11 protein-coding genes are annotated in these 12,633 nt (G+C 29.4%); 2 read left to right on the top strand and 9 right to left on the bottom strand.

Going from position 1 to position 12,633, the window contains the following annotated elements; all coding sequences use genetic code 11:
• Positions 1-4: 4 nt before the first annotated feature.
• Positions 5-3,286 carry an RHS repeat domain-containing protein gene (locus tag ACULEV_RS17675; protein ID WP_445456371.1) on the bottom strand — a complete coding sequence of 1,094 codons (3,282 nt, stop codon included), beginning with the start codon at positions 3,284-3,286 and terminating at the stop codon, positions 5-7.
• Between the two features lie 220 nt (positions 3,287-3,506).
• On the opposite strand from ACULEV_RS17675, the gene hflX reads away from it, so the two are divergent.
• Entirely contained in the window at positions 3,507-4,745 is a 1,239-nt protein-coding gene (hflX, locus tag ACULEV_RS17670; RefSeq protein ID WP_445456370.1) for a GTPase HflX, read from the top strand.
• Positions 4,746-4,820: 75 nt separating this feature from the next.
• On the opposite strand, the gene ACULEV_RS17665 is transcribed toward hflX, so the two are convergent.
• From ACULEV_RS17665 to ACULEV_RS17630, 8 genes are all read right to left on the bottom strand, one after another.
• Positions 4,821-5,750, bottom strand: a complete 930-nt coding sequence (locus ACULEV_RS17665; protein ID WP_445456369.1) for a hypothetical protein — start codon at positions 5,748-5,750, stop codon at positions 4,821-4,823.
• Between the two features lie 46 nt (positions 5,751-5,796).
• Positions 5,797-6,708 (bottom strand): DUF3078 domain-containing protein, encoded by a 912-nt coding sequence (locus ACULEV_RS17660; RefSeq protein ID WP_445456368.1) that lies wholly within the window; start codon positions 6,706-6,708, stop codon positions 5,797-5,799.
• Between the two features lie 106 nt (positions 6,709-6,814).
• Positions 6,815-7,321, bottom strand: a complete 507-nt coding sequence (locus tag ACULEV_RS17655; protein WP_445456367.1) for a DUF2480 family protein — start codon at positions 7,319-7,321, stop codon at positions 6,815-6,817.
• A 13-nt stretch (positions 7,322-7,334) separates the two neighbouring features.
• The gene (locus ACULEV_RS17650) at positions 7,335-9,170 is read right to left on the bottom strand and encodes an ABC transporter ATP-binding protein (protein ID WP_445456366.1); all 1,836 of its coding nucleotides are present in this window, start codon (positions 9,168-9,170) and stop codon (positions 7,335-7,337) included.
• An 81-nt stretch (positions 9,171-9,251) separates the two neighbouring features.
• A complete protein-coding gene (locus ACULEV_RS17645) occupies positions 9,252-9,575 on the bottom strand; it encodes an SUF system Fe-S cluster assembly protein (protein ID WP_445456365.1) in 324 nt (107 codons plus the stop codon).
• Positions 9,576-9,633: 58 nt separating this feature from the next.
• Positions 9,634-10,056, bottom strand: coding sequence for a SufE family protein (locus ACULEV_RS17640; RefSeq protein WP_445456364.1), 423 nt, complete (start codon positions 10,054-10,056; stop codon positions 9,634-9,636).
• A gap of 3 nt (positions 10,057-10,059) precedes the next feature.
• Positions 10,060-10,566 (bottom strand): hypothetical protein, encoded by a 507-nt coding sequence (locus ACULEV_RS17635; RefSeq protein WP_445456363.1) that lies wholly within the window; start codon positions 10,564-10,566, stop codon positions 10,060-10,062.
• A gap of 15 nt (positions 10,567-10,581) precedes the next feature.
• Complete coding sequence (locus ACULEV_RS17630) at positions 10,582-11,802, bottom strand: aminotransferase class V-fold PLP-dependent enzyme (protein ID WP_445456362.1); 1,221 nt, start codon at positions 11,800-11,802, stop codon at positions 10,582-10,584.
• 243 nt (positions 11,803-12,045) lie between these two features.
• Between ACULEV_RS17630 and ACULEV_RS17625 the strand changes: the two genes are divergently transcribed.
• Positions 12,046-12,594, top strand: a complete 549-nt coding sequence (locus ACULEV_RS17625) for an imm11 family protein (protein ID WP_445456361.1) — start codon at positions 12,046-12,048, stop codon at positions 12,592-12,594.
• The last annotated feature ends 39 nt before the right edge of the window (positions 12,595-12,633 follow it).

The following is a 12,633-nucleotide window of genomic DNA, read 5'->3' as shown; positions in this document are numbered from 1 at the left end:
TGTCTTAGTTTTTATAATGATATTCGTTCTTTGAAACCTTTATCCCATTTGCATCTTTTATAGACTCCAAACGATTAAAATCGTCATATTGATAAGTAGTTATATAGCCTCTCGGGTCGGTTATAGAAGTGACTCCTACTAATAGTTTGTAGGTGTAGGTAGTCACCATTGCATTGGGTAATGCAGTTCTTAAATTATTTAAAGCGAGTAAGAGTTCCATTTCATCATTATCATTTGAAGCGGTTTCTATGCCTTGAATGATACTCGTTGGTAGGGAAGCATAAGTAGCATTTTCTATTTTAGCAACGAGTTGGGTTTTGTTATAGCCCCAAATCAACGACACGGCTTTATCATTTTCTATTGTATATTCAATTAAATTATTCTTATCATCATATTTATTATATCTTATTTTTCTTTCTAAAGGTCCATTTGCTTTAGATGCATAAACTTCATTAGGTGTAACAGTGCTTTGATAATTAGTTACAGGGTTAAAAATCCTATATGTCTCTCTATAAGTAGACAAAAGATTACTTCCTAAATAATTATTAATTTGGATTTTTGCTGATCTATTATTTTTTGGACTTACTAAATATTGATACATAGATAAATCGTTTAAATTCATTGTAGTTCCTGGCAAACTATTTAAATCAACAACATCTGTTGGATAATAATATTCAGTTTTATTAACTTCTCCTCCGTTTACTAGTTTTTCAATAGTTTTAACTAATCCATCTGAATTATAAGTGTAATTATATAAATAATTAATTTCTTCATTATTGCTAAATGTACGAACTGTTTTCTTTATGGGTAAAAAACTTGAGGCTCTATATTTTTTCTTCATAGTTATAAACTTCATAGTTTTCTCCACATTTTGAGTATGCCTTTGCTTACTAGTAGGTTGCTTAAATGTTAATGTAGTATAAACATTATCTTGATATTCATTCTCAATTTCTTTAATTAAATTTTCATCTTCATCATAAACTTTCTCTAACAAGAGCTTTCCCCTTTTATAGGAATTATCTGTAAAAATATTAGCTCCAAAAGCACTATTTGTTATTAAAAAATCATTCATACAATAATTGTAGCTGGGAAAATTTATAATATTAACATATGCATTATCAGCATCATACCGTACTATTTCATTCTCAAACCCAGATAAGTTATTTGAAGTGAATGTAAATTCTTTTTTACCGTTACCTGTTTCTATTTCTGTAACTTTAGAATATCCTACAAAACTACCTGATGTAATATCCTCTAAAAGATTACTCTTATCAAAAAGTTTCCAATGATCTGTATCAAAAGGATGATTGGGAGGAGTAGGGTTTTGAGGGTCAAAAATAGGATCGATTTCATAATCTTGACTATAATATAAATATGAATTGAAGAACTGATTTAAAGGGTGTCCGAAGTATGGATATGAAAATAAAGTTCCAGATGCAATTCCATCAATATTTTCATAAGAATAATTCATTTCTTTGACAATATTTAGATTTTCATCTTTTAAAATTTGTTTCTTTAGTCTAATTCCACCACCATTTACTTCTTGATTAAAAACCTTAAAACTGTTAGACTCGTATTCTAATTCCGAATAACCTCCTGTAGGATATTTTATTCTCTTTAAGCTCCAAGCTTTTGAAAAATTATTTGCTTGTCTATTAAAATGACCTGGAATTGTTGTATAACTCATTCCAGTAATTGGAAAAGGTAATAATGATTTTTCAAATTGATTTGGGTAATAATATAGTTGAGGGTGTTTTTTATTAGTAATTAAATCAGTATTACTTGTAATATCATTAGAATTATTGTAATAACCCGCAAAATCGACTGAAAATGAATTCACTGGAGGTAATTTTATACTTTCATCATACTCAAACTCATAAGCAGGTTTACCAACTTCCTCAATAGATACTAATTTTAAACGAGTATATCTATAACTACTGTATTCGTTAAAAGGATTAAACTCACCTACATTGTAGTCTGATTGAAATTTATCGTAATTCAAATTAAATGATGTTATAATCTCATTATGTTTGTCTTTCACATAAATTTGAGTAATAAAACTACCATTTGCAACGTCCATTCTTGCAATTCCTGGACCACCTATTCCTTCATGATTATAATTAAATTCTATCGATCCTTCATCAAAAACGATTTTCTTTAATATTTTTCTCACAACATCTACTCGAGCAGAAGCAGAAAGTAGATATCCATTTGTAAAATCATTCCATGGAGCATAATAATGACAATTATTCAAATCCTGTAAATCTGGAATGGTCGTATAAGAGTATGACATTTGTGAGGCTTTAAAATCAAAGCCACTATTATTAGAACCGTTAGTATTTGAGTGTGTGGTCTCATATATAAAATTAATTTTTTTTTCAGAATTTCTATCTAAAATCTCTGAAATATGCCATGCAGATATTTGTGCTGGTGAATCAACCTTTTCATAAGAATTATTAACAAAATTATTAGCTGTACCTACTTGAAATTGTTCATTGTAGGAAAAATCACAATCATTAAATGAATATTTTATTCCATTATTAGACACAATAGTAAAATTAAAAAAATCTTTTGTATATAAGTTGTGATTATAATGCCAAGAATTACTAGCAAAATAACCTCTATTTGTTGGGATTTTTTGCAAATCAGTCACTCCATGAATCGATGTCCCTTTTGGTTCCATTTCAACGGGAATACCTATATCTTCGTAGAAAAATTTTGTTTTAAATTCTGGAGAATAAAAATTGTAAATATCTGGGAGAAAATCTACTTGTTTATGATTTTCATCCATTTTTGTATTATTTGTTTTTTGTAAAAAATAGCCAGTTTTTGAAGTATAACCATTATTTTGAAATGCTTGATAATTTTTTTGACTTTCTAGTTGAGGTAAACTTGAATAATCTGGATTTTGGAGATCTCCAGTATTATCAAAATCATTTGCATTTTGAATTGTTCTAGTTATCATAGCACTAGAAAGACTCCAACCTAAACCTACATTTGATGCAATTTGATCAACTTTAATACCGCCAGTATCATAATTTAAAGTTATTGGATATTCAATATTTCCTGTTTTTATGGTGAATATAGGCACTGAAATATTTGCCTTCCCAACGAAATGATTTACAGGATTTAAATTCAACTTTTCAAACGAATACACATCTGGACTGGAGATAGAATACTTTTTAATTTTTTCATTATAGTCAACGTCTGGACTTTGAGAAAATAAATTAGAAATAAAAAAAATATTTAAAATAATAAAAATGATGGAAGTTCTATAATATTTCATGTTTGAATTTTTTGCTAAAAAATACTTTTCCCTTTTGGAAAAAATTCAAAAATACATTTCTTAACGTAAAATTAACAAGTATAAACTACTTTTAAAGACGAGTTTTTTATAAAATATTCCCTCTTGTCTTTCTAAATCATATTTAATCATTTAACGCCCAGAAATTCTGGGCGTTTTTTATACTAAATAATCTTTACCTTTGTAAAGTTAAAGAAAGACTATGTTAGAAAAAATAGAACATCAATTTGAAAAAACGGCTATTGTAGGAATTGTTACTCAAAATCAAGATGAAGAAAAATTAAGAGAGTATCTAGACGAACTGGAATTCTTAACTTATACTGCTGGCGGAGAAGTTGTAAAACGCTTTTCACAAAAAATGGATAAACCAAATCCGAAAACTTTTGTGGGAACTGGTAAACTAGAAGAAATCAAATATTATATAAAAGATAATGATATAACAACCCTTATTTTTGATGATGAGTTAACCCCTTCTCAGTTAAAAAACATAACAAAAGAATTAGATTGTAAGGTCTTGGATAGAACTAATCTTATTCTAGATATTTTTGCACAACGAGCAGAGACTTCTTATGCAAGAACGCAGGTAGAATTAGCACAATGTCAGTATTTATTACCTCGTCTTACAGGAATGTGGACTCACTTAGAACGTCAACGAGGTGGTATTGGGATGCGCGGACCAGGAGAAACAGAAATAGAAACCGATAGACGTATTGTTCGTGATAGAATTTCATTATTGAAAGAAAAAATTAAAACTATCGATAAACAAATGGCTGTTCAAAGAGGTAATCGTGGAGCAATGGTAAGAGTTGCTTTAGTTGGTTATACCAATGTAGGAAAATCTACATTAATGAATGCCATTGGGAAAAGTGATGTATTTGTTGAAAACAAACTTTTTGCAACACTAGATACAACAGTTAGAAAAACCGTTATAAGAAATTTACCGTTTCTTTTAAGTGATACTGTTGGTTTTATTAGAAAACTACCCACGCAACTAGTAGAGTCTTTTAAAAGCACCTTAGACGAAGTTAGAGAGGCTGATTTATTGTTGCATGTCGTAGATATTTCTCATCCTGATTTTGAAGATCATATTGCATCTGTTAATGAGATATTAAAAGATATTAAAAGTAGTGACAAACCCACAATAATGGTTTTCAACAAAATTGATGCCTTTAAATCGGTTTATTTTGATGAAAATGACATAAGTCTTGAAAAAACATCTAAATATTTTACACTTGAAGATTGGAAACAAACTTGGATGAATAAAATGGGAGAAAACAATACTTTGTTTATTTCAGCAACCGATAAGTTAAATTTTGAAGAATTTAGAGAAAAAGTATATGAAGCTGTTAGAGAAATTCACATAACTCGTTTTCCATATAATAAATTTCTTTATCCTGAATACAAAGAAGCTGTTGAAAATGATAATGAGTCTGAGTCCTAAAATAACAAAGACCACTATACTAATAAAAACAAAAAACTGGATTTAAATCCAGTTTTTTGTTTTTATTAATTAACATTAGTCTAGTTTAAAACTTCTAGAACATAGCAACTTTCCTTTTGAACTAAATATATTCAGAAAATAAACCCCTTTGTGCAAACTAAGACCTTCTGTAGAAAATTCTTCTTGTACTTGACTAACTTGTTCTACATATTCCACATTAGATTTAAAACTGTAAACTAGTTCCTTATCATCAATAAAAAGAGTTTTTGTTTTTCCCACATTTTTATTGTTAGTATCAAAAATTTGAACATAAAAATCTGTTCTTCTTTTATCATTACTCTTGTCAACATATAAAGTATATTGTAGTTCCAAACTATTCACCTTAGATGCATTTGTCGTTTCCTTTTTAAGTCCTGATTCTTTTTTATGATACGTTTGTACACTAGAATTTAAGAGTCTAACGTTTCCTTCATATTCTCTAACAATATCTTTAACAGGTGATTCATTATCTTCTTCGCTAATTGAAGTTTGGTCAAATGCAGAATCAATTATATCATTACTTTCTTCATTTGAAACGATTATTTCTTCTACAATACTTTCTTTATTTAAAGGAGGGTTTTCAGCAGGTTTTATTTCATATTGCTTTTTTGCCTTAACTAATTCTCTTTTTAAAGCCATTAATTTAGAAACATCATTTTCTAATGATTCAATTTTAAGAATTAACTCTTCAATTTGTTGATATTTTACATCAAGTTCCGATTTAAGAGAATCATTTTCTGTCTTTAATGTTTGTACTTTTTCTAATTGTACTTTTAGCTCTCGCATTAAAAACTCTTTTTCACTAATCAGTTTTTCAATTTCAATATAAGACATCTCTAAATCAGATTGCAACTCAGAAGAATTGAAAAAGTTCAAATTTTTACCAAAAGTTGTTTTGGTAAGTAAGAAACTCGATGCTAAAACCGTTAATGTTACGGTAGATAGCACCAATGACCATAAGGCCATTTTATACTTTTTTCTTACCATGGTGGTTAATAGTTTAAGTTGGTAATTAAAATCCGTAATTAAATCCTAAGCCTAATACTTCTCTAATTTGAAATGCTCCAATAGCATTATCATCATAAATAGCTTGAAAAGCTACATTAGTAGAAATGTATTTATTAATCTTCATAACCAAATTCATTTGATAGTCAATATCCACATTTTGTGGTTTCTCCAAATAATTTGAATATAAATTCAATATATTTTCCATAGAAATATTTTCCATGATATTGAATTTATAATACCCGTTTAAAGCTGCTCCAAATTCAAAACGTGATGATTTTCCCTGTTCCACACCAAAAGCAGATCCAAACTCTGTAAAATGCTTGTGAACATATATTAAACGTGAAGTAGCTGGTGCAAAATTTACTTTTAAATTATCACTTTTTTTCCACAACATACCTGGTCCAGCTTGTAAATATGCAGGAGAAAAGAAATGAGAGTTTTTTACAAAAATTGTTTCGTTAGTTAAAGGATCTGTAAGCTTTACAAAACCAGCATCCATTTGAGTTTTAAAATTTAAAAAACCTGAATAAAACCAATATCCTTTTGCTTTTTTACCTAATAATGAAGTAAATTCTAAACGATCATCAGATTTTGTAGTTTCCTGTCCTTTTAATTTATTTATACCATAAGCAGCAATGAATTTATTATCCCAAATCAATTCTGGTGTCTTATAATTAAAATCATAATTTAAACCTGCGTTACCAGCAATGTTTGAAGTTCCTCCTCCTAACCATTCATTATTGAAAGCTGATTGATTGAAAAGTAATACAAAATTACCTCCTCTTTTCCAACCCATATTAGTTGTGTCTCTAGCCTTTGCTTCAGCAGCAGAAGTAGTATTAATTAACTCTCCTTCAGTCTTCTGAGAAAAGACACTTAAAGTAGTAAATGATAATAATAAGAGTAACTTTTTCATTTCTATTCCTTTATAAATATAGCTAATTTACACAATTAATATATAAAAACTTACAAACAAAGAATAAAAATTCAGTTAAAATGGTATTTTTTATGGTTGAAATACATTATTTTGACTTAAATAATGGCACTGCAGAACATGCCTCACCAAACATAATGCTCTTAGCAAAAGGGATTAATTTTTGGATAGCTAAGGTATAAATCTGCTGAGGAACGGGCTTTTTAGCACATCCTTTTAAAATTAATGGCTTTTCAGTATAAATACTATAATCCAAACCATCTAGTGAGGTTTTATATGCGAGCAGTAAATAATCATTAATGCTTCCGTGTACACTATTTTTTACAAAAGGTTGTAAATATGCAGCCACTAACGCAAAAGTCCATGCTGGTAAAATAGCTTCTGAACTACAAAAAAGAGCAACACCTTTTCCTGAATATTGTGACCAATTATACTTTTTTAGTTCATCTCGAAAATCTTTTTCTTTCAAAATAAAACCTTCAAAAAGCAATTGCGATATATCTAAAGCTATTATCTCTTCTTTTGGAAAATAATCTTCTAAATCAAAAACTTCTAATTTGCTATTTGCAACTTTATTAACTATCTCATTCTCCATAATTCTTCTTTTTTTATTGATATCCTTCTGCTTGTAGTTGAAACAACTCAGCATATAATTTATCGTTTTGCATTAATTCTTCGTGAGTTCCAGCTTCAAGGATTTTTCCGTCTTCTAAAACAATAATTCTATCTGCTTGACGAACTGTACTAAAACGATGAGAAATAATTACACTTGTTTTATTTTTAATTAAATGAATGAATCGTTCAAAAACTTCACTTTCAGCTTTTGCATCTAATGCTGATGTAGGTTCATCTAAAATCATTACCTCAGCATTTTTCATATAAGCTCTTGCTAAAGCAATTTTTTGCCATTGTCCACCAGATAGTTCTTGTCCTTTTACAAAACGCTTGCCAAGTTGTTGCTCATAACCATAATCTAATTCAGAAACTACTTCTTCTGCTAAACTTAATTTTGCCGCTTTTTCAATTCTTTGAATATTTTCAATTTCATCTATTTTACCAATGGCAATATTTTCCTTAACTGTAAATTCATATCTAAAAAAATCTTGGAACAGAACACCAAAATAAGCTTGGTATTCCTTTTTATTATATCGATTAATATTTATACCATCTAATAAAATTTCTCCTTTCGTAGGCTCATAAAAACGAAGTAATAACTTAGTCAATGTTGTTTTTCCAGCTCCATTTTGACCTACAAAAGCTATCTTTTCACCAGCTTTAATAACAAAGTTAACATTTTTAAGTATTTGATGTTCTAATTCTGGATAAGCAAAATAAACATTTTTAAACTCAAATCCTTGTTTGATTTCTTTTGGTAAAGGCACATCTTCTTTCGTTTTAGGTTCTGATGAAATATCTATGAAATCAAAATAATCCTTAAGATACAATGCGCTTTCTGAAATTCGAGTAAATCTTGAGAAGAAGTCTTGTAAACTTTTCATTAATCGATTAAAACTTCCAGACAAGAAAGTTAATTCTCCTAGAGTAATTACTCCAGATAAAACGCGATAGATAATAAAAACATAAGCTGCATAATAACTTATTGAACCTAAAACATTAAACAAAAAACCATAACTGGATCGTTTAATAACTAGCTTTTTATTTAGATTAAAATATTTGTTTGCCAATGCTTGGAAACGTTCAACAATAAAATTAGTTAATCCAAAAAGCTTTATCTCTTTAGCTGTTTTATCATTAGCTCCAATATATCTTAAATAATCCAATTCTCTTCGCTCAGAAGTCCAACTTCTTGCTAATGAATATTGTTGTTGACTGAAACGAATTTCATTTAAAAAAGAAGGAATTATACTTAAAACAAGTAAAATAATTAAATAAGGTTCAAAATAAATTAAACCAGCAATTAAAGTGATGATAGAAATAGTCGTTTGGGCTTGACCTAAAACATTTGACATTAAATCTACACGACCCATGGTTTGCGTTCTTGCTCGCTCAAGTTTATCATAAAACTCAGAATTTTCAAGAAGGCTTATATCTATTTCATTAGTTTTTTGAATAATTTGAACCGATGTTTGAATATTATATTGGTCACCCAAAATCCCATCAGTTAAAGAAATCGATCTACTGACTAAATCTGAAGCTATTACTAAAACAAATTCGATAGCAACATATTCCCATAATTGAGAATAATCGGTTGTTGAAGTCGTTGTAATACTAATAATTTCATCAATAATCATTTTTCCAACCCAAAGTATTACAACAGGAAGTAAAGCAGCAATAAATCTACAAAATGCAGAAACTAAAAATAATTTTTTATTGGTTTTCCAAATTTCTTTAAAAAAACGAGGTATAAAAAAAAGCGAATTAAATGATGTTTTTAATCCGATTTTTTTTTTGTCATTTAGAGATTTTGGTTGAACTCGTGGCATTTTTGATAGTGTTCAGTATTCAGTAAGTAGTGTTCAGTAATATGTTTTCTGCCAACTAACCACTGAACACTGCCAACTGAATTAAAGCATTCCTAATTCTAATTTAGCTTCTTCGCTCATTAAATCTTTGCTCCATGGTGGATCGAAAGTAATTTCAACTTCAGCAGATTTCACAGCATCGATAGATTTAATTTTTTCTTCTACTTCCATAGGCAGAGTTTCTGCAACTGGGCAATTTGGTGATGTTAATGTCATTAATACTTTTACATCATTATCTTCATTAATCATCACATCATAAATTAATCCCAATTCGTAGATATCTACAGGAATTTCTGGGTCGTAAATTGTTTTTAACACTTTTACAACATTTTCTCCTAGATTTATTTCGTCTTTATATTCTTCCATTTTTTTAATATTCAGTATTTTCTAATCATTTGAAATTCAACTTATATGACTTTTGTCTTTAATTATTTTTCGCATTAAAAGCTAAAGCATACATTTTTATTTGTTTTATCATTGAAACCAATCCATTGGCACGAGTAGGTGATAAATGTTCTTTTAAGCCTATTTCGTCTATGAAATCAGTATTGGCATCTAAAATAGCTTTTGCCGATTGGTTTGAAAAAGCACGAATTAAAATTGCAATAATCCCTTTTGTCAAAATCGCATCACTATCAGCTGTAAAAACAATATTTCCATTATTTTCTTCTGCATGAACCCAAACTTTAGATTGGCATCCTTTTATAATATTTTCTTCTGTTTTGTATTTTTCTTCTATTAAGGGTAATGTCTTCCCTAGTTCAATCATGTATTCATAGCGTTGCATCCAATCATCGAACATAGAAAATTCATCCACAATTTCATCTTGTATGGCTTGTATTGTCATTATTTATTTAATTTTTTCTGCAATTTTTAAAATTGTATTGACTAATTTTTCAATTTCAACTGGTGGAAAACCACCATCAAAATCAGGAGTTGAAAAAATTTCATCTCCTTCTTTTACAACTAAATTTGTTATTGGTGCACCATCGTAAAAACGCTTTTCTGTTGGGGCTTTAAAACCTGCTAATTCTTTTGGATTTAACCCATTGTACGCCTCTTCTAGCATTTTTATTTCACTAGTTGACAGTTCTGCAACCATAGGTTTTTCTTCACTTGAATTTTGAACAGCAATTTTTGAATTTTCAATTGTTATTTTTCTAAAATAACCTCTAGACCTTGATTCATAAATTAATACAGGAATTGTTTGAGTTGTAGTCATTTTTTCATTTTTTTCAGAACCTACTACTTCTGTATTTTCTGATTGAGAAGCTAAAGCCTTATCAGTTGCTTTCTTTTGGCAATTACAACTAGTTATAGTGATAATTAGAGTTGATAAAATAGTTAGTGCTTTCATGTTGTTTTTTGTTTTTTAAGATAACATTAGTTTTGCCTTTTTAACGGCTTCTACAAAGATATCAATTTCTTCTTTGGTATTATAAAACGCAAAACTTGCTCTTATTGTGCCAGGAATCTTAAAGAAATCCATTATAGGTTGCGCACAATGATGTCCAGTTCGTACCGCTATACCTAATTTATCTATAATCGTGCCAATATCATAAGGGTGAATTCCTTCAATATTAAAAGAAATCACTGAAGCTTTTTTAGATAAATCTTCTGGACCATAAATTGTTACTCCTTCAATCTCTTGTACTTTTTTTGTTCCATAAGCCAATAATTCTTCTTCCTGTTTCGCTATGTTATCAAAACCAACAGTATTCATGTAATCTATTGCAGCTCCAAAGGCAATTCCTCCACAAATATTAGGCGTTCCAGCTTCAAATTTATGAGGCAAATCGGCATAAGTTGTTTTTTCAAATGTTACGGTTGCTATCATTTCTCCACCACCTTTGTAAGGAGGCAATTTTCGTAACCATTCTTCCTTTCCATATAACATTCCAACACCTGTTGGGCCACACATTTTATGAGCAGATGCAACATAAAAATCAACATCCAAAGCTTGAACATCAGGTTTTAAATGTGGACAAGCTTGTGCACCATCAATCAAAACTGCTGCACCAACTCCATGTGCCTTTTTAATGATATACTCAATTGGATTTAGAGTTCCTAAAGCGTTAGAAATATGATTACAAAAAACTAATTTTGTTTTATTAGAAAGTAATTTATCATATTCTTCCATGATTAATTCTCCGTGAATACTCATGGGAATCACTTTCAAAATTGCACCAGTATGTTCACAAAGCATCTGCCAAGGCACTATATTACTATGATGTTCCAAAGCAGAAACAATAACCTCATCATCTTTTTGTAAAATTGACGCAAAACCATTAGCAACCAAATTAATACTTTCTGTTGTTCCAGAAGTTAAGATAATTTCATAGTTGTGTTTAGCGTTAAAATGTTTTTGAATTTTCAAACGCGCTTCTTCATAAGCGTCAGTTGCTAATTGGCTTAACGTATGTACTCCACGATGAATATTAGCATTATACCTTGAGTAATAATCGACAATAGTGTCAATTACTACTTGAGGCGTTTGTGACGTAGCTCCATTATCGAAATATACTAAAGGTTTTCCATTTACTTGTTGAGATAAAATAGGAAAATCGGCTCTTACTTTTTGAACATCAAACATTTCATATCAATTTGAATGCAAATTTACAACTTGATTATTTAAAATTGGAATAAATAAAGGTTAAAAATAAAAAGTAAAATTTATCATTTAAATTTAAAAGCAATTTTTAGCTTAACTAAGCGTTTTGTAAATTAAATTTTTGTCAATTTACTTTAATAATATTAACTTTGTTTAAGTTCCTTTAATCATAAATCCTCTGATTTGGATACATTACACCTCATCAATTAATTTTAATAACTACCCATGTATTTTGAACTAACAATAGATATTCTTTCTGATTTCGGCATCGATCGTCCTCAAAATCTACCCACCTTTCTGAGTTTTATTAGCGGTAGCGTTATTACTGAGAATGTTGACAACCCCATGGTATTTAGCACAAATGCTTCATCTGTAGATGAAGTTCCTGATTTTTGGGGAGGTGGTATGCCAATAATGTCCCAAAGTTTTTTAACGCTTTTAGAACAAGCGGGTGTCAACAATCTGCAAAAGTTCCCTGCAGTCATTAAAAGCAATATAAATGGTGAAGTATGGGACGATTATTTTGCGGTTAATATCCTTGGAATGATCCAGTGTGTAGATTTCACCAAATCCACCTACACAGAGATTTTTCCTGGAAGCTTTGACTTTGATGAGTTGGCTATAGATACCAGTCTAACAAAAGATACACTTTTGTTTCGTCTACAGGAATCACCCTCAACCATTATCATGCATAAAAGCGTTGGTAAACACATTATGCAAAGCGATCCAGATGGAATATTAAGTGGATGGGATGTTAAGGAAATTATTCAATAAATTAAAAAAACCGTTACTCATAACGGTTTTTTGCTATTT

This window comes from Flavobacterium sp. HNIBRBA15423 (assembly GCF_052655965.1).
Note: the sequence above shows the minus strand (reverse complement) of the source record. Positions and strands in the feature narration are given on the sequence as shown.